Genomic DNA, 15676 nt, shown 5'->3' with positions numbered 1-15676 from the left:
ATTTTTGACAGTTATGAAAAAGGCTATTCTTATCATCCAGTGTCCTGACCAGAAAGGAATCGTGGCGGAGGTCTCCCGCTTTCTTTTTACTTACCAGGGAAATATTCTGGAAGTAGACCAGCATGTGGATGAGGAGATGGGGAGATTTTTCATGAGAGCTTCTTGGGAATTGGATTCATTTGCGCTCAGAGAGGATGAGATCAGTCCCCGATTCCAAGAGGAAGTGGCTGGAAGATTTGGGATGGAGTTTTCCCTTCATTTCAATTTTCCCAAACCCAAGATGGCCATTTTTGTGAGTAAACTATCCCATTGCCTTTTTGATATTCTGGGTAGGCATCATTCCGGACAGTTGGAAGTGGATATCCCTTTGGTGATTTCCAATCATGAAGACCTGAGGGACGTGGTTTTGGCTTTTGGGATTCCTTTTCACCACATCCCGGTCACAGCCCAAAACAAAGGGGAAGCAGAAAACCTTCAGCTTGAGCTATTGGAAAAGCATCAAGTGGACTTTGTCGTCTTGGCTCGGTACATGCAGATTCTTTCGAGACGGTTTATCCAGAGCTTTCCCAATCGGATTATCAATATTCACCATTCTTTCCTTCCGGCTTTTGTGGGTGCAAGACCCTATCATGCGGCCTATGAGCGCGGAGTGAAAATTATCGGAGCCACAGCGCACTATGTCACAGAAGAGTTGGATGCCGGGCCGATCATCGAGCAGGAAGTAGCCCGGGTTCGCCACCACAATACAGTTTCCGAATTGGTACAAATCGGTCAGGATGTGGAAAAAGTGACGCTCTCCAAGGCCATCAAATACCATCTCGACCGCAAGGTTTTGCCTTTCCGAAACAAGACCATCATTTTTTACTAATCCACAACTTTTCGTGGGATTTCTGAAGGGAGCCGACTGAGCATTTCATAATTGACCAAGTGGGAGGTCTCTGCAAACGAGGCGACTGTGATTTCATTTTCCCCTTGATTTCCGATCAAAATCACCTCCTCCCCTGGAATACATTCTATTAAGTGAGAGATGTCCACAGCGATCGCATTCATGTTGACCGTCCCGATCACTGGACAAAATTGCCCCTGAATCAGCACCTGTCCCTGATTGCTGAGATTTCTACCGTATCCATGGGAATAGCCAATGGGTACTATGGCCAAGTTCAAATCTCGGGGAGCGCAAAAGCTCATGCCATAGCCTACAAACTCACCTTTTGCCACTTTCTTGAAACTCATGATTTCTGACTTCCAAGTCAAAAGACGCCTTAGAGGGTTTTGATTTTCTTTTTCCAAGGTATGTTTCAGTAGGGAAAAAGTCTCCTGAGTCGGCCAGAATCCATAACTGGCAATTCCGATTCGGACCATATCCGCGTGAGTTTCCGGGAAAAGCAAGGTGGCTGCCGAACATGCCGTGTGGGTTCTCTCGAAGTAAATTTCTTCTCTCTCCAGGATATTTTTGAATTCCCTGAATCTTTCAATCTGACCTCGCACCCGCTCATGATTGTCGGAGCTTTCTGCTCCTGCATAGTGGGTACAGATGCCCATTAGCGCTAGATGGACTTCGTTTTCTTTCAGAATTCGGATCAGTTGGGGTAAATCGGAATTCTCGAAGCCGGTTCGGTGAAAGCCCGTTTCCACTTCCACGTGGATTTTGGCAGGCCTCCCCACCATTTTTGCTGCCTGAATCGCTAGCTCTAGACGATAGAAATCAAAAACATAGAACTGGATATCCTGTACAATCAATTCCGGTAACTCCTCAGGGTAGAGCATTCCCATGATCATGATTTCGGATTCCTGTTTTTTTGAAGCATTTACTTTTCTAGCCTCATCCGAGCTGAACGTGCTAAAATGCCGGACTCCTGCATTTTCGGCTATTTCTACCATTTGGGTAATCCCGTGACCGTAAGCATTCCCCTTGACCACGGCTGAGATTTGGGTAGTAGGAGGAATCCGGCTTTTCAGGAATTCTATATTTTGAGCGTAAGCCCCGGAACTTACTTCAAGTCGGGAGGTATGATGCATTTTTCCTTTGTATGGGTAAAGCGCAAAAAATAAGGTGCTAAAAAAGGAATTCCCAATTCTTGCCTACTTTTATCCTAAACAGCGCTTATGACTTCTCCTTCTGAAATCAATCGATGCCCTTGGTGCCTGGGTTTTCCGGAATATATCCACTATCACGATACAGAGTGGGGAGTCCCAGTGTACGATGATCGGATACAATTCGAATTTTTGGTATTGGAATCCGCTCAGGCAGGCTTGAGTTGGGCAACAATATTGAAGAAAAGAGAGGGCTACCGCAAAGCCTTCGCAGATTTTGATTATCGGATTGTTGCTGATTTTCCGGATAGCTATGTGGAGGAACTGCTTCAAGACAGTGGAATCATCCGTAATCGGCTGAAAATTTTGGCTACGATCAATAATGCCCGGAGATTTCTAGAAGTCCAATCCGAATTTGGGACCTTTTCCAAGTACATCTGGGGATTTGTAGGAGGAAAGCCCATCCAAAATGCTCTCAAGCGGGGGGAACCCTATCCAGCGACTTCTCCCGAATCGGATGCTTTGGCCAAAGACTTGAAGAAAAGAGGGTTTAAATTTCTAGGTTCCACGACCATTTATGCTCATATGCAAGCGACCGGACTTGTTAATGATCACCTGACAGACTGTTTTCGGCACCGGGAGCTTAGCCTGCAGAAGTAAAATTGAAAACTGATTTTACCTTACCGTCAGGTTGATTTCATCAAAATAGACTTTTCCCAAGGTAAGGCGGGGTACATTTAAGCTTACCTCTATTCGTTCGGCATCCTTGGGGAAGTTTTCCAAAGTCGCCTTTACCAAAACCCAATCAAAATCGCCCTGCATATCTAATGAGGTACCAGCTACGCTGATTTGGTTAATTTGAGGAAATGTCCTTACTAGGATAAAGACCCTTCCTCCCAAGGTAAGGTCTTGGACGTTTTCCCCTTTGATAAAAGCCGCAAGCTCCAAAGTACTTCCAGGTACTGGCATTGGCCCTGTGTAGTTTTGTGACCAGGAAGCGGCTTCTGCCTTTTCCCGGACTGGGTTTTCAATGAATAAAGACCGATTTCCGCTGAAAAATACCTCTCGACTTACTCCAAGCTGGATTCCGTCAGGGTTGGAGGGTTTCCATGGATTTACCGAATCAGGGAACTGGGATAAGTTTGGGTTCAGCATCAATTGAGTTCCTTGGGGAAGGAATTCCTCCTCTTGGCATGAAAATAATAAGGTGAGGAGGAGCAAAATGAGGAAAGCCTGTTTTTTCATTTTTCAAAAAAGTTTAAAAACCAACCACCCATAAGGTACTATTTTTTTAGGAAAAGCCCGAAGAAGAAAATGCCTTTCTCTGAGAAAGCGTTTTTTTGAGGTGAAATTTGGCCTCAAGGAGATAAAAAAAGCCTGCCCAAATTTTTTGAGCAGGCTGATAAGTGTTTTTGCAAGAACTAGGCAAAGGCGATGAACACCAGCCAAACCAAGAATAGAATCGGCAGCAAAATTGGAATAGTGAATCGGATGATGTAGCCAAAGAAAGAAGGCATTTTGATCCCGTTTTGCTCTGCGATGGATTTTACCATGAAGTTGGGTCCGTTTCCGATATAGGTCATCGCACCAAAGAAGACCGAGGCAATCGAAATAGCCAATAATTGGAAGGTGGTATCGGAATCGTTCATTGTATTGGCAGCAAATTCACGTACCTGGGCGATATTGCTGATATCTGATCCCTCAGAAGCCATGGCAGCAGCTAAGAAATTCAGATAAGTCGGTGCGTTGTCCAAGACAGCCGAAAGCGTTCCTGTACCCCAATAAAGCGTATTTGGAGTGATCAGAGCTGCACCCTCCGGAGATTTGGCAAAATTTCCAACCAGCTCCAATGCCGGCATCATGGTACCGAATATCCCGATGAAGATAAAGGCTACCTCGCGAATGGGTTCAAAGTTGAATTCATTGCCTTTCAGTGCTCGCTGATCGGCAAACTTGTAAGACAAGAAAGCAACAGAAAGCATGATGATTTCTCTGAGGAAAGAGAACTTCTGACCGTCATAAACAATGGCAGGCACACCCTCGATCACATTAGGATCAAGGAAAACGGCACAGATCACGACAAGCAGCCAGCCAAAGTTCTTAGTCCCCACCATGGAGAATTTATTGGTATAGGATATTTCTTCTGAGTACTCGTCCTCTGCTGCCTGACCAAATTTTTTGTCTACAAAATAGAAAATCACTGCGAGCAGGGTTAAAGCCAAAGCCCAGGCAGGCCAGTTGTGCTCAATAGTCCAGAAGAAAGGCACCCCTTTCAAAAAGCCAAGGAAAAGAGGGGGATCTCCGATTGGAGTCAAGGACCCACCCACATTGCTGACCATCAAAATGAAGAAGACAATGTGGTAGGGTTGAATATTTGCCTTGTTGAGTCGGATAAATGGTCGAATCAAAAGCATTGAGGCTCCTGTGGTTCCGATCAGATTGGAAATCACCGCCCCGATCAAAAGCAAAGCTACGTTTGCTGTTGGGGTTGATTTCTTGTCTATCTCGATCAAAATCCCTCCGGATGCCACATATAGTGAAGCCAAAAGCGCGATAAACTGAACGTATTCTGCAAGGGCGTGCACCGGACCGTGGACATTATCCAGCACAAAGAGGTAATACAAAACCACCAAAATAGCGAAGCCAACGGCGATTTTGGGGTAATTGTGATGCCAGAAATGCTCATAAAACAATGGCCCCGTGGCGATCATCAAAAGTAAGGTCACAAACGGTATCACCAGCCAAGCCGGAGCAGAATGATGCTCTTCCCCGTGTCCTTCCTCCGCGTGAATTTCAGCTGCATCTGCAGAATGAGTGTCGGAATCTGTTGCAGTTTGGATCAATTCTACAGAATTATCCATTCCATTTGCCAGCGTCTCACTGGCTTCCGCGAGTCCAAAAAATAATATTCCGAAAAGTAGAGCAAAACTTATTAAATATTTCTTCATTGGGTCGATTGAATGGGCTGGGATTCTCTCTTTGGATAAATTATCTATTTTTTTGAAACTTTTTTATCTAAAAGAGCAACTGCTAAACTACAATTTTTGAGGGGAATTGTCCAAACAGAATGAAATACCCCCGGATGATTTTACCAAAAGATAATGCATCCGGGGGTTTTGGGAAGTCAGTTTTTACACGAGTTGTGCCAAGGCTATTTCAAAGGATTTTTGAGCAATCTTTGTTTTGGCCTGACTCTTTTCGAAAGTTTTGGTTAATGCCTTTCTGATTGTCTCGGAAACATCGGAGAAAATTGCCTGATCGGTGACTTCTGCTTTGTCACTCATGAGATAGGCAAAAACTCGGGCCATCCCACAATTGGCAATGAAGTCAGGAATCACAGCCACTCGCTCATCTGTCCATAGGCCAGTCGGTCCGAAGAAGATTTCCGGATCAGCGAAAGGCACGTTTGCGCCACAGGAAATCACTTCCAATCCTGCATCGACCATCCGAGCAGCTTGCTCTTGGGTGATTAATCGGGAAGCGGCTGCAGGAATGAATATCTCACTTTTCAAGTCCCAGATTTTGGCATTGATTTCTTCAAAAGGAATCAAGGAATCATGAGTGAGTTTATTTCCAATTCTTGCTAGAAAGAGTTCGCGGATTTCATCTAGAGAAAATCCTTCCTCACGAATCAATCCTCCGTCCCGGTCGATGATTCCTACAATTTTTACTCCTTCTACTGCCAGAAAGCAGGCTGCTGCCGCACCCACATTTCCCCAACCTTGGATGACCGCCCGCTTGCCTTGGAGCTCTCCTCCCCATATTTTATAATAGTGCCTTACCGCTTCTGATACCCCATAGCCGGTAATCATGTCGGCCACGGTGTATTTTTTAGGACCATTGGGTGTAAACTTGGGGTCTTCCAGTACCTTGGATACCCCTTGCCGGAGTTGGCCGATTTTCCTGATTTTCTGGGGTTCGTTGGCATGAAAGTGTCCATTGACAATGCCTTCCTGTGGATGCCAAAGACCGTAGGATTCCGTGATGGGGATGACTTCGTGGATTTCATCCACGTTCAGATCTCCGCCTGTTCCGTAGTAGTTTTTCAGCAAAGGCATCACGGCCTTGTACCATCGTTCCAGGACGCCGGATTTTCTTGGGTCTGAGGGGTCAAAGTTGATCCCGGATTTGGCTCCTCCTATGGCAGGTCCGGATACGGTAAACTTTACCTCCATGGTTTTGGCCAGGGATTCCACTTCCCGTTTGTCCAAACCTTTTCTCATGCGGGTACCTCCGCCTGCGGCTCCTCCTCTGAGGGAATTGATCACTACCCAGCCTTCTGCTTCGGTCTCGCTGTCGCTCCATTCGAAAACGATCTCCGGCTGTTTATTCTCAAATTTTTTGAGCAGTTCCTGCATCTTTCTATTGGGTTTATATTCAGGCCAAAAATAGAAAAATAAAAATGTCTCCTTTACTGCTTTGGGATGACTGGTCAGGAGTAAATCACCCCACCGGAGCTGTCTTTTCCTGCTCCTGTGACTGAAGACAGGGTATTGGTCTCACCCAAGATTCTCAGCAGACCCAAAAATCCGAAAATCAGCGCTTCTTTAAATTCGATCAATTCATTACCAGCCCCATATTTTTCCCAGGAGTGCTTGAGGTAGTGGCTCAGCCTTTCCTCAAAAAATGCATGGTAAGCCCCTCCTCCGGTGATCAGGATAAGGGGTTTTTCTTTGGATTTGTTTTCCAAAATCACCCGCGCAATCTGAAAGGCATAATGCTCGGTAATTGTCCGGAGGGTGTCTTTTGGCGAAAGTCCGGCTTTTTCAATAAGGGGTGAAAAAACAGTTTCCATATCTTCTCTCCCCAGAGACTTTGCCCCGGGAAGTTGATAATAGTCCAAGGCATTGAGTTCGTTGAACAGGGGAAGATTCAACTCTCCTTTTCTGGCCCACTCTCCTCCTTCATCGTAAGGTTTACCGAGTTTTTGGGCTTCGGTATTCAGGAGAAGGTTGAACGGGCTGATATCAAAGGCCATTCTTTTTCCTTCTTTTTCAAAAGAAATATTGGATATCCCTCCCAGATTGAGGCAAAAATCAACCTGAGGGAATAGCAGCTGATCTCCAATTGGCACCAATGGGGCACCCTGACCTCCCAACTGAATATCCCGCATGCGAAAATCATTGACTACCTGCTCTCCTGAGGCCTGATTCAATGCCCATCCATTGCCAATTTGAAGACTAAGCCCTTTTTGGGGTTGATGAAAGACAGTATGCCCGTGAGAGGCGACAGCCAAAGGCTTCACTTCAAATTCATCGCAAAAATCCCTGACCTGCTCACCCATCCATCGCCCAAATTCCACATCCAGCAAAGCCAAATCCAAAGCCGAGAGGAGGTGAGCTCTGGAAAGCTGCTCTCCCAAAGCGCTCGGGAAGGGAAAAGTTTTGGCTTCTTCAATATCGAATTTCCAGGATTGCTCTTTTTTAAAGTGAACAAACGCCACATCCAGTCCGTCGCCGGAGGTTCCTGACATGAGTCCAATCATGGAGTAGCTGGTTTGGGACATGGGAGATTGGGTTAAAGATTGTTAAGTAAACCGGTGTACCAAAGATAAATGGAGGAAAGGAAAAGCCCCGGTCTTATTTCTGTCTATTTTCGCCCTCGATGAGCAATCTGGTAGTAGATATTGGCAATACCCGAATCAAATCAGCCGTGTTTGAAGGGAAAGAATTGCTTGGAGAGCAAACTTTTACCTCGCTGGAAAGTGCGATAGGAGAATGGAGTCAGCTTTCTTTTTCGGAAGTATTGATCAGTTCCGTGAGGTATTCGGAGGCAGATCTTCAGCAGAAGCTCCCTTTTTCTTTTCATTTCCTAAGCCCTCAGACCTCTTTGCCGATTTCGAATAACTATGCCTCTCCCCAGACTTTGGGCTTGGATCGCATAGCCGCAGCAGTAGGGGCTTGGACCATGGCTGGTACTGGGCCTGTACTCGCCGTGGATCTGGGAACCTGTGTGACCTATGATGTGGTGGATGAAAAAGGAAGTTTTTTGGGAGGAGTGATAAGTCCCGGCTTGGAAATGCGTGCCAAAGCCATGAATTCCTTTACTGCCCGACTGCCTCTGGTAGAGGTAAATGCCCAGCTGGATTCATTTATCGGAGACACGACTATTGCCTGCATGCAATCTGGAGTTTGGTATGGTTTGGAGTATGAACTTCGAGGCCATCTGGAAGCCTTTCGTCTTAAATTTCCTGAAATTCGGGTATTTATCTGCGGGGGAGACGCTCATTCTTTTGTTTCATTGGCAAAAGACCACATATTTGTAGTCCCAAATTTGGTCCTGCATGGATTGAATTGCATTCTAAACCACAATGTTGAGTAAAATAGGGTTGAAATCTTTGGGGGTGTTCTGCGCCCTTTTTGTCTTCTTTTCGGGCTACGCCCAAAACAGTTCCTCCGTGTACACTGCCTTGGGTGTCGGTGAATTCAATTACTCCGGGCTCAGTCACAATCAGGCCATGGGAGGCTTGGGCATCAGCTATGGTACAGGCTGGCATGCCAACGTCGTCAATCCGGCCCTATCTACCCGAAACACCATTTTTAATTTCCAAGCCGCTTTTAATTACGACCGTTCCAACGTTGCCAACGGGGAAGAATCCACTCTCGTGGATGGGGGAGGCTTGTCCTACATCGCCTTGTCTTTGCCCTTCAAGCCAGGCAAATTTACCTCCGGTATAGGTCTCAGTCAGGTGACCAGTGTGAATTACAACCTTCAGGTATCAAGTCAGGTGGACAATTCGGACTTGACTGCTAATAATTTCTTGACTGGGGATGGAGGTATCTCGGAAGCCTACCTAAGTTTTGGCTACTTATTGGCCAAAAACCTGAGCATAGGTTTTCATGGTTCTTACCTTTTTGGGTCCTCAATCCGAAACAATCAGCTGCTCGTTTTCAATGAAAACAACTCTGAAGTAGGCAACCCTTCAGAATATTATGAAAGATTAACAGTTTCCGATGTAGGCTTCAAAGTCGGTGCCCATTACCAGTTAAAGGTCGCAGATAAAAGTAATCTGCACTTTGGAGCCATTTATCAGAGATTAGGCGATGTTAATGGAACCGGCTTTGCAAAATTGGCAGGAATTGGCCAAGCTAGCGACCCGGATTCGGATGGAGACCTCATCGCCAATGATGTAAAGGGAAGTATTTATATCCCAGAGCTTTACGGATTCGGCGTTTCTTATGAAAAAATGAACAAATTCGCTGTCGGCCTGGAAGGTCAATACCAGGACTTTTCAGAATTTAGAAATTTTTTCGGAGACCCTTTGAATCTTCAAGCAACCCAAAAAGTGGGACTTGGCTTCCAGATTGTACCTGACTATCTGAACTTTGATAACATCTTCAAGCGGGCTACTTACCGCTTTGGATTGGAATATCAGCGCACTCCTTACGTGCTCAATCAGACCGAAGTCACAGATATTGGCATCAACTTTGGAACTTCCATTCCTGTGAATCAACTATCCCTGATCAACTTTGCTTTCAAGGCGGGAAGAAGGGGAACTTTAGAAAACGGACTCATTAGAGAGACTTATGTCAACTTTACTTTGGGTCTTTCTCTGAATGACAATAGCTGGTTCTATAAGCGAGTATTTGATTAAAAATTTAAAGTAGTGTAAACCAAATGACGGGAAACCGGATTTAATTAAAAGCAACCGATTAAAACCTTACAGATATGAAACTTAAATCAACCTTTCTTGCCCTAGGAGCAGTGCTGTTGGCTGGCTATGTACAGGCTCAGGACGGCTGGAATTGGCCTTCTGACCCTGCTCAAGAGGCCAAGGCGCGTGAACTCAACGCTGCCTACACTGACTACATGAAGTCTGAACAATTCGTTGAGGCGACCAAGCCCCTTCATTGGCTATTGACCAATGTGCCAAATCTCAATGAATCGCTCTACATCAACGGTGTGAATGTCTATAAGGGAGCCGCTGACAAGACTGAAGACCCTGCACAAAAGCTTGTCTATCAGGACAGCGTGATGGCGATCTACGACAAAAGAGAAGAGCTTTTTAACAATGCCCCAAAGTGGATTGAAAACAAGGCCTATTTCGGCTATCAGTTTTTCAAAAGCGATAAAACTAGAATCCCAAATGTGGTAGCTGATTTCGAAAAAGCTATGGAGCTCAATGGAAATATCAACCATCAATTGGTAGCTGCATATTTTGACCTGATTTACAGAAACAATGCCTATAATAAAGCCTACACCGGAGAGCAGGTATTGGCTAAGTATGACATGGCGAGCGAATTGCTCAACAAATCTGAGGCAGAGGGTAAAGACGTGACCAGCTCCAGAAGCTTGCTAGAGCAAGTATTGATCAATATGGAACTGATCAACTGCGACTTTATCGAAAATACGATGGGTCCTAAATTGGCTGCTGATCCAACCAACTTGGAGATTGCTGACCAGATTTTCAAATATTCTGTTCAGTACAAGTGTTTCTCTTCCAGCTCCTTCTTGGCAGCTTTGGAATTGAAAGACTCTACCAACCCTACTTTTGCCACTTCTCAGGTAAGAGCGATGCGTTATATGGCGGCGGGGGATTTCGAAAAAGCTCAGCCTGTATTGGAAAAAGCTTTGACCTTGGCTGAAACCGATAAGCAAAAAGGAGAGATCCAGATGGAATTGGCTAAAGTGCATACTCAGGCTGGCAGAAAGTCTGCTGCAAGAACTGCCGCAAGAGAAGCTGCGACATTGGATCCTGAATTGACTGCTTCTGCTTACTCTTTGATCGGTGACTTGTACATGTCTTCTTTCAATGATTGTCGTGGAGGTGAAAGCCGTGCGAAAGATTACTCCATCTTCATCGCCGCTCATGCTGCTTATCAGCGTGCAGGCAATTCTTCCGGGATGTCCCAAGCTAGATCTCGATTCCCATCCAAAGAGGAATTGTTTACTGAAGGCCTACAGCCTGGTTCTTCTATCAGCACGGGTTGCTGGGTAGGTGAGACCGTCACTTTGGCTACCAGAGACTAATCTTTGATACAATCTGAAGGTAGGGCAGTCGAAAGGCTGCCCTTTTTCTTTTGACAGGTAATTCTAAGAAAACCTATCTTTGCCCTATGAATTTGAGTTTTCGCTTGTTTGGGATCGGCCTTATCCTGGTTTTTGGTCTGTTTTCCTGCGATCAGGAATTCAACCCTGATGCCTTGCAGGTCTATGACGGCCCGATAAATGAAGCCAAAGATGTGCTCCTGATTCACAGCGATTCGGCAGTGCTTCGTTCGGAAATCCGCGCCAAGCTTCAATTGGAGTTTAAAAACGGCAATCTGGAATTTCCCGAAGGGATAGATATCAAGTTTTACACCGTGGAGGGAATCTTGGAAACCACCATGCGGGCCGATCGTGGATATTTTGACAAAGAATCCAATCTGTATCGAGGGGAAGGAAACGTGCAGATCCAGAATCTGATAAAAGACCAAAAGCTGCAGACTGAGGAGATCTTTTGGAACCAAGCAGAGAAAAAAATATACACTGACAAATTTGTAACCATTCAGGAAAGGCAGACCCTTTTCAACGGAACAGGTATGGAGGCAGACGACAGCTTTTCCAACTATCAGTTGAAGCAGGTGAGGGATAGCCGAACCCTATTGCCGGGAGAAGGAATATGAAACTGGGAGATGTATTGATTTTGTCCTTTTCGCTTGCCCTGATTATCATCGGGATACATCAGACGGTGACGGTGGGAATTACCGGGTCTTATGCTATTTTTATGATGGCTGTGGGGCTTTTGTTTTGGTTTCAGTTGAGGAGAAATCAAAATCCACCGGATTCCCAGCCTGATTCCCGACCGGAAAAAAAGAAAAAGAAACGCTGAGTATGGAAATTTCCTATTTGATCTATGTCCTGATTACCCTTCTTTTTTCCGCTTTTTTCTCGGGAATGGAAATGGCCTTCATCTCCTCCAACAAGCTTCAGATCGAGCTCCAAAGCAAGCAGGGAATATTTTCCGGACAGATTTTAGGCCGATTTGTCAATAATCCCGGCCAATTTATCGGAACCACCTTGATAGGAAACACCATCATGCTGGTCCTGTATGGTATTTTTATGGCTTTTCTTCTCGAGCCTCCCATCCGCGCTTTACTTCCGCCTTTTTTTAACAATGAGGGTTCTGTGTTGATCATTCAGACCCTGTTGTCTACACTGGTGGTATTATTTACCGGAGAATTTCTTCCCAAAAGCCTTTTCATGCTCAATCCCAACAGCATGCTTCGTCTGTTTGCGATTCCGTTTTGGGGGATTTATCTGGCTATGTATCCTTTGGTTTGGGCGATTGTGCAGATGTCCCGCTTTTTCATCACCAAAATTCTGAGACTGGAATACAATGAGGAAAAGCCGGTTTTCACAGTGACCGACTTGAATTCCTTCATCAAGGAGCATTTTCGTCAGTCTCAAAGTACGCCCGGAAAAGTGGAGATTGACACCAAGATTTTTGACAATGCCGTTGATTTCAAAACAATCCGAATTCGGGAATGCATGATTCCCAGGACAGATATCGTGGCTGTAGAGGTGGAGGACAGCATTCAGGATTTGAAAAAGGTGTTTGAGGAAAGCGGTCATTCCAAAGTGATCGTGTATCGGGAGACCATCGACGAGGTGATCGGCTATTGCCATCAGCTGGAGCTGTTCAAAAAACCCAAGACGATTGAGGAAATCCTGACTCCGATCATCATCACACCGGAATCCGGCCTGGCCAACGAATTGCTGATTCAGTTTATTCAGGAAAGAAAAAGCCTGGCCTTGGTTGTAGATGAGTTTGGGGGTACAAGCGGGATTGTCTCCATGGAAGATATTATTGAGGAGATTTTCGGAGAAATTGACGACGAATACGATCAGGATGACTTGGTGGAGCAAAAGATCAGTGATCATGAGTTTTTGCTCAGTGCCCGGCATGAGATAGACTATCTCAATGAAAAGTACGGGTGGAAACTGCCTTATGGGGACTTTGAGACCCTTTCGGGCTTGATTCTTTCCCTCACCGAAAACCTACCCAATAAAGGAGAAAGTGTGACGATCGGCCGATATACCTTCACCGTCATGTCCAAACAAGCTCACCGAATAGATACGGTCAGGCTGAAAATCAGTGATTCTGAGATTTTTTGAGTCTGGACTTTGTTTGGATGGGATTTTGAATTTCGAGGGTAATGCTATTATTTTGCGACACTTCTAAAAAGCGTAGTACAAAATAATGGCGTTAATTAAGCAAATAAGACAGCGGACAGGTCTCGCAATCGGTGTGATCGCCGGCGGGTTGATTCTATTTCTCCTAGGTGGAGATTTATTAAGTCCCAATTCTACCCTGCTCAGCAGCAATCAGAATATTGTCGGAGAAATAGCGGGTGAGGATATCACGCTTGAGGAATACTCTCAGAAAATCGAAGAATTCAAATTCTCCTTTCAGCAAAGAACCGGACGTGCTCCTGTAGAGGCTGAAATGGTCTCCGTGAGAGAGCAGGCCTGGCAGGCAATGATCGTGGAGCGGGTTTTCGACGAAGAATATGAAAAGCTAGGCTTGACTGTATCTGATGCAGAACTTGTGGATATGGTGCAGGGCAAAAACATTGTGCCTGAACTCCGTGCCCAGTTGGTGAATCCTCAAACCGGTCAATTCGACAAAAATCAGTTGATTTCCTTCCTTCAGTCTTTGGAGACTGCAGATCCTGCACAGCAAGCATTCTGGGCTCAGCAAGAGCAGCTTTTCGCACAGTCAAGAAAGCGCGTGAAATACGACAATCTACTTGCTACCTCTGAGTATGCGACCACTGCTGAGGCAAAGATGGAATACAAAGCAGCTAACTCAATTGCGGATGCTTCTATTCTTTACATTCCTTACTATGTGATTCCAGACACTGAGGTGACCATTTCTGACAGCGATCTCACTGCCTACCTGAATAAGAATAAGGAGAAATTCCAGGTTGGGAATTCAGCTAACATTGAATACGTGTCCTTCAGCATTCTGCCAAGCGGTCAGGATTCTGCTGATGTAATTTCAAATATCACTCAGTTGACTGAGGAATTGAAAGCTTCTGCGGAAGATTCTGCTTTTGTAAGCCGATTCTCTGAAGTGCAGTTTCCTTTCCAGACTTACAGACCGGGCGATCAGCTTCCAGCAAGCTTGACCAGCAATGTAGGCGATATCCAGAAAGGTGAAACTTACGGACCGTTTATTACTCCAAACTCTACCTATGTAACCTACAAGGTAACTGATCAGTATTCCGGAACGCCTAGAATGAGAGCTTCTCATATCCTCTTCAGCACTGAAGGAATGGATGAGGCTGGTAAAGCTTCAGTAAAAGATCAGGCTCAAAGTGTTTTGGAGGAAATTAAAGGTGGTTTGGCTTTTGCTATTGCCGCAAGACAATATGGCCAGGACGGAACTGCTCAAAACGGCGGTGATTTGGGCTGGTTTGCCAAGGAAGACTTTGTTGAGCCATTTGCCAATGCTACTTATGCAGCCCGCGCTACCGGCCTTTTGCCTAGCTTGGTTGAGACAGAGTATGGATACCACATCATCGAGGTAACAGAACTTCCACAGTCCGATTATACCAAACTCGCTGTTCTGGAACTTGAATTGGTCGCTTCAGATGCCACCAGAGACGAGGCTTACAGAAATGCGGACACGTTTGCTGCACAAAGCGGAAACAGAAATCAGTTTACAGAAAACGCAACTGACAGCAACTACAGAATCATCCAGGCTAACAATGTGGATGCGAATGCCAGAAACCTGAACAACTTGACCAATGCCCGTTCGGTAATCATGTGGGCATTTGGAGATGCTTCTATTGGGGAGGTTTCCCCGGTTTTTGAGCTGGACAACAGCTACGTGGTTGCCTCATTGGTTGCCAGAAAAGAAGAAGGCGATGCCAAGCTGGAAGATGTCAAAGAGCAAGTAAAGCAGCAGGTGATGAATGAAAAGAAAGCGGCCATGATCAAAGAGAAAATCTCTGGCAAGGCAACTTTGGAAGAAATGAAAGACGTATTCCAAGATGCTTCTTTGAATAACCTTCCTGACTTGAGATTGAGTACTTCCGTGATTCCTGGAGTTGGTTTTGCTCCAAAGGCAATCGGTGCTTTATTTTCTCTGAAAGAATCAGGTCAGATGACACAGCCTGTTCAGGAGGATATCGGAGTAGTAGTAGCCCGAATGAATACTTTGACCCCTGCAGGTGAAATCGGAGACTACACCGCCTATCAAAGTCAGCTCACTCAAAACGCGTCCCAGCGAATGGCCTATCAAATCATGATGGCCCTGCAGGATCTGGCAGATGTCAAAGACTACCGCTACAAATTCTTTTAATTAGCGACAAAGGAACCCATGTTGAAAAACATGGGTTTTTTGTTTGATTTGTGAATCGTGTAGAAGCATTGATCTGATGAAAGAAAGAAAGTTTGATAAGGCCTCTTTTAAGGAAAAATTGGAAGCGGTGGGCCAGTTTCCGATGTTGTATATGTTTAAGTTTATCGTCCCCTCTGGAAAAGAAGGCGAGATTGGTGCTCTGTTCCCTACGCATGAGGTAAGCTTGAAGCCCAGTTCAGGAGGGAAATATGTCAGTACCACCGTACAGATGATGGTGGAAAGTGCTGACCGGGTCATCGAGATCTATGAGCAAGCTTCTGAGATCGAGGGCGTGATTTCACTTTAAAAAAC

At 45.4% G+C, this 15676-nt stretch carries 15 protein-coding genes; 10 read left to right on the top strand and 5 right to left on the bottom strand.

The window, feature by feature from the left end:
- Positions 1-13 precede the first annotated feature (13 nt).
- Positions 14-868, top strand: a complete 855-nt coding sequence (gene purU, locus AAA938_RS10225) for a formyltetrahydrofolate deformylase (protein WP_338228631.1) — start codon at positions 14-16, stop codon at positions 866-868.
- Here purU and alr read toward each other — a convergent pair.
- Positions 865-2019 (bottom strand): alanine racemase, encoded by a 1155-nt coding sequence (gene alr, locus AAA938_RS10220; protein ID WP_338228630.1) that lies wholly within the window; start codon positions 2017-2019, stop codon positions 865-867. The genes purU and alr overlap by 4 nt on opposite strands.
- A gap of 87 nt (positions 2020-2106) precedes the next feature.
- Here alr and AAA938_RS10215 point away from each other — a divergent pair, with 87 nt between their 5' ends.
- Positions 2107-2694, top strand: a complete 588-nt coding sequence (locus tag AAA938_RS10215; protein ID WP_338228629.1) for a DNA-3-methyladenine glycosylase I — start codon at positions 2107-2109, stop codon at positions 2692-2694.
- 15 nt (positions 2695-2709) lie between these two features.
- On the opposite strand, the gene AAA938_RS10210 is transcribed toward AAA938_RS10215, so the two are convergent.
- From AAA938_RS10210 to AAA938_RS10195, 4 genes are all read right to left on the bottom strand, one after another.
- Complete coding sequence (locus AAA938_RS10210; protein ID WP_338228628.1) at positions 2710-3279, bottom strand: hypothetical protein; 570 nt, start codon at positions 3277-3279, stop codon at positions 2710-2712.
- 176 nt (positions 3280-3455) lie between these two features.
- Entirely contained in the window at positions 3456-4982 is a 1527-nt protein-coding gene (locus tag AAA938_RS10205; protein ID WP_338228627.1) for a sodium:proton antiporter, read from the bottom strand.
- 183 nt (positions 4983-5165) lie between these two features.
- Positions 5166-6392: a Glu/Leu/Phe/Val dehydrogenase dimerization domain-containing protein gene (locus tag AAA938_RS10200; protein ID WP_338228626.1), complete on the bottom strand. Its 1227-nt coding sequence runs from the start codon at positions 6390-6392 to the stop codon at positions 5166-5168.
- Positions 6393-6466: 74 nt separating this feature from the next.
- Complete coding sequence (locus AAA938_RS10195) at positions 6467-7540, bottom strand: anhydro-N-acetylmuramic acid kinase (protein ID WP_338228625.1); 1074 nt, start codon at positions 7538-7540, stop codon at positions 6467-6469.
- A gap of 98 nt (positions 7541-7638) precedes the next feature.
- Here AAA938_RS10195 and AAA938_RS10190 point away from each other — a divergent pair, with 98 nt between their 5' ends.
- The 8 genes from AAA938_RS10190 to AAA938_RS10155 all read left to right on the top strand — a co-directional run bounded on the left by AAA938_RS10190 (position 7639) and on the right by AAA938_RS10155 (position 15671).
- Positions 7639-8355, top strand: coding sequence for a type III pantothenate kinase (locus tag AAA938_RS10190; protein WP_338228624.1), 717 nt, complete (start codon positions 7639-7641; stop codon positions 8353-8355).
- Positions 8345-9628: a BamG family beta-barrel-assembly machinery protein gene (gene bamG / locus AAA938_RS10185; protein WP_338228623.1), complete on the top strand. Its 1284-nt coding sequence runs from the start codon at positions 8345-8347 to the stop codon at positions 9626-9628. Before AAA938_RS10190 ends, bamG begins: the two co-directional genes overlap by 11 nt.
- A 74-nt stretch (positions 9629-9702) precedes the next feature.
- The gene (locus AAA938_RS10180; protein WP_338228622.1) at positions 9703-11004 is read left to right on the top strand and encodes a tetratricopeptide repeat protein; all 1302 of its coding nucleotides are present in this window, start codon (positions 9703-9705) and stop codon (positions 11002-11004) included.
- An 86-nt stretch (positions 11005-11090) separates the two neighbouring features.
- Entirely contained in the window at positions 11091-11639 is a 549-nt protein-coding gene (gene lptC / locus AAA938_RS10175) for an LPS export ABC transporter periplasmic protein LptC (protein ID WP_338228621.1), read from the top strand.
- Positions 11636-11845, top strand: a complete 210-nt coding sequence (locus tag AAA938_RS10170) for a hypothetical protein (RefSeq protein WP_338228620.1) — start codon at positions 11636-11638, stop codon at positions 11843-11845. Before lptC ends, AAA938_RS10170 begins: the two co-directional genes overlap by 4 nt.
- Positions 11846-11847: 2 nt before the next feature.
- Complete coding sequence (locus AAA938_RS10165; RefSeq protein ID WP_338228619.1) at positions 11848-13131, top strand: hemolysin family protein; 1284 nt, start codon at positions 11848-11850, stop codon at positions 13129-13131.
- A gap of 85 nt (positions 13132-13216) precedes the next feature.
- Entirely contained in the window at positions 13217-15325 is a 2109-nt protein-coding gene (locus AAA938_RS10160; RefSeq protein WP_338228618.1) for a SurA N-terminal domain-containing protein, read from the top strand.
- Between the two features lie 76 nt (positions 15326-15401).
- Positions 15402-15671, top strand: coding sequence for a DUF493 domain-containing protein (locus tag AAA938_RS10155; protein ID WP_338228617.1), 270 nt, complete (start codon positions 15402-15404; stop codon positions 15669-15671).
- The last annotated feature ends 5 nt before the right edge of the window (positions 15672-15676 follow it).

Source organism: Algoriphagus taiwanensis (assembly GCF_036245645.1).
Taxonomy (GTDB): domain Bacteria; phylum Bacteroidota; class Bacteroidia; order Cytophagales; family Cyclobacteriaceae; genus Algoriphagus; species Algoriphagus taiwanensis.
The sequence above is the reverse complement of the archived record's forward strand: the minus strand, read 5'-3'. Positions and strand labels throughout refer to the sequence as shown.

Excerpts from the sequence above, each read along its gene's own strand:
- AAA938_RS10180 (WP_338228622.1), top strand. The coding sequence starts at position 9,703 with ATGAAACTTAAATCAACCTTTCTTGCCCTAGGAGCAGTGCTGTTGGCT.
- purU (WP_338228631.1), top strand. The coding sequence starts at position 14 with ATGAAAAAGGCTATTCTTATCATCCAGTGTCCTGACCAGAAAGGAATC.
- AAA938_RS10160 (WP_338228618.1), top strand. The coding sequence starts at position 13,217 with ATGGCGTTAATTAAGCAAATAAGACAGCGGACAGGTCTCGCAATCGGT.
- AAA938_RS10170 (WP_338228620.1), top strand. The coding sequence starts at position 11,636 with ATGAAACTGGGAGATGTATTGATTTTGTCCTTTTCGCTTGCCCTGATT.
- AAA938_RS10210 (WP_338228628.1), bottom strand. The coding sequence starts at position 3,279 with ATGAAAAAACAGGCTTTCCTCATTTTGCTCCTCCTCACCTTATTATTT.
- AAA938_RS10155 (WP_338228617.1), top strand. The coding sequence starts at position 15,402 with ATGAAAGAAAGAAAGTTTGATAAGGCCTCTTTTAAGGAAAAATTGGAA.
- lptC (WP_338228621.1), top strand. The coding sequence starts at position 11,091 with ATGAATTTGAGTTTTCGCTTGTTTGGGATCGGCCTTATCCTGGTTTTT.
- AAA938_RS10195 (WP_338228625.1), bottom strand. The coding sequence starts at position 7,540 with ATGTCCCAAACCAGCTACTCCATGATTGGACTCATGTCAGGAACCTCC.
- AAA938_RS10165 (WP_338228619.1), top strand. The coding sequence starts at position 11,848 with ATGGAAATTTCCTATTTGATCTATGTCCTGATTACCCTTCTTTTTTCC.
- AAA938_RS10215 (WP_338228629.1), top strand. The coding sequence starts at position 2,107 with ATGACTTCTCCTTCTGAAATCAATCGATGCCCTTGGTGCCTGGGTTTT.
- AAA938_RS10200 (WP_338228626.1), bottom strand. The coding sequence starts at position 6,392 with ATGCAGGAACTGCTCAAAAAATTTGAGAATAAACAGCCGGAGATCGTT.
- alr (WP_338228630.1), bottom strand. The coding sequence starts at position 2,019 with ATGCATCATACCTCCCGACTTGAAGTAAGTTCCGGGGCTTACGCTCAA.
- bamG (WP_338228623.1), top strand. The coding sequence starts at position 8,345 with ATGTTGAGTAAAATAGGGTTGAAATCTTTGGGGGTGTTCTGCGCCCTT.
- AAA938_RS10205 (WP_338228627.1), bottom strand. The coding sequence starts at position 4,982 with ATGAAGAAATATTTAATAAGTTTTGCTCTACTTTTCGGAATATTATTT.
- AAA938_RS10190 (WP_338228624.1), top strand. The coding sequence starts at position 7,639 with ATGAGCAATCTGGTAGTAGATATTGGCAATACCCGAATCAAATCAGCC.